The organism is Microcystis sp. M53603_WE2 (assembly GCF_030065435.1).
The window spans coordinates 1-1,275 of record NZ_JASJFF010000081.1 but is presented as its reverse complement, the minus strand read 5'-3'; the positions used below and the strand labels follow the sequence as shown (position 1 = coordinate 1,275).

Here is a 1,275-nt window from a genome sequence, read left to right as displayed (position 1 = left end):
CTTGAGTTATAACCTAGTGTCCCAAACCCTACCTAAACCCTCCCTAAAAAGAGAATTTTTGCCATTTACCCTACAGGATGTCCGTCTAGCTATCCCGGCCCGTTGCTTCCAATCAAGCGTTTTTCGCTCTTTAGCTTACTTTTTTTTTGATATTGGCATTATTACCCTACTTTACTGGATAACTTACCAGATTAATCAAGCATGGTTCTTCCCCCTTTTTTGGTTTATGCAGGGAACCATGTTTTGGTCCTTATTTGTCGTCGGTCACGATTGCGGTCACGGTTCCTTTTCCCGTTATCGTTGGTTAAATAACTTAATCGGTCATCTCAGTCATACTCCCATTCTCGTACCTTTCCACGGTTGGCGCATCAGTCATCGCACCCATCACGCTAATACTGGCAATATCGACACCGATGAAAGTTGGTATCCCGTCACGGAAACCCAGTATAACAATATGGCTTGGTACGAAAAATTAGCTCGTTTTCAGCTAATTTTATTTGTTTATCCCCTTTATCTTTTCCGTCGTTCCCCTAATAAACAGGGGTCCCATTTTATGCCCGAAAGCCCCCTCTTTCGCCCCTCGGAACGGTGGCAGGTACTGACTAGCACCGTTTGCTGTACCTTTATGTTAGGTCTATTAATCGGGGTGGGTATTAGCTACGGCTTTTGGTTTCTGTTTAACTACTACATCATGCCCTATATCGTCTTTGTGGTTTGGTTGGACTTGGTGACATTCCTACACCACACCGAAGATGATATTCCCTGGTATCGCGGTCAAGATTGGTACTTTCTCAAAGGGGCGCTTTCTACCATCGATCGCGATTATGGCATCTTTAATCCCATCCATCACCAAATTGGTACTCACGTCGCCCATCATATTTTTATCACTATTCCCCACTATCATCTCCAAGAAGCAACCGAGGCCATCCGTCCCGTCTTAGGAGACTATTATCGCGTCTCGAAAGAACCGATTTTCAAATCTCTCTGGCGGTCCTACCGCAATTGTCATTTTGTCAGTGACCAAGGCAGTAAGATTTTTTACCGCAAAAACTGATCCTATCTTAGCTATCAGGAGGAAACGGCAGCAAAATCTGCCTCCTCCTCTCACACCGAGAAGAGTTGCCAAAACTGGGGGTAAAGTCTTTGTCTTTATTTGGTTCAGTGGCAAGGGATGAAGCTGATGCAGTGAAATTGGCTAATGATTCGGTAGTAGTGCCGTAGCCCTCTTGCTTACCTGGTATGAATTGTGTAAAATATTTATGAATAAAAATAATT

At 43.9% G+C, this 1,275-nt stretch carries 1 protein-coding gene and 1 pseudogene; both read left to right on the top strand.

Going from position 1 to position 1,275, the window contains the following annotated elements:
* Positions 1–16: 16 nt before the first annotated feature.
* On the top strand, positions 17–1,054 hold the full coding sequence (locus PX481_RS01890) for a fatty acid desaturase (RefSeq protein WP_002757796.1): 1,038 nt from the start codon (positions 17–19) through the stop codon (positions 1,052–1,054).
* Between the two features lie 35 nt (positions 1,055–1,089).
* Positions 1,090–1,185, top strand: a pseudogene (locus PX481_RS01885) (nucleotidyltransferase family protein); the annotation flags it as partial.
* Positions 1,186–1,275 lie beyond the last annotated feature (90 nt).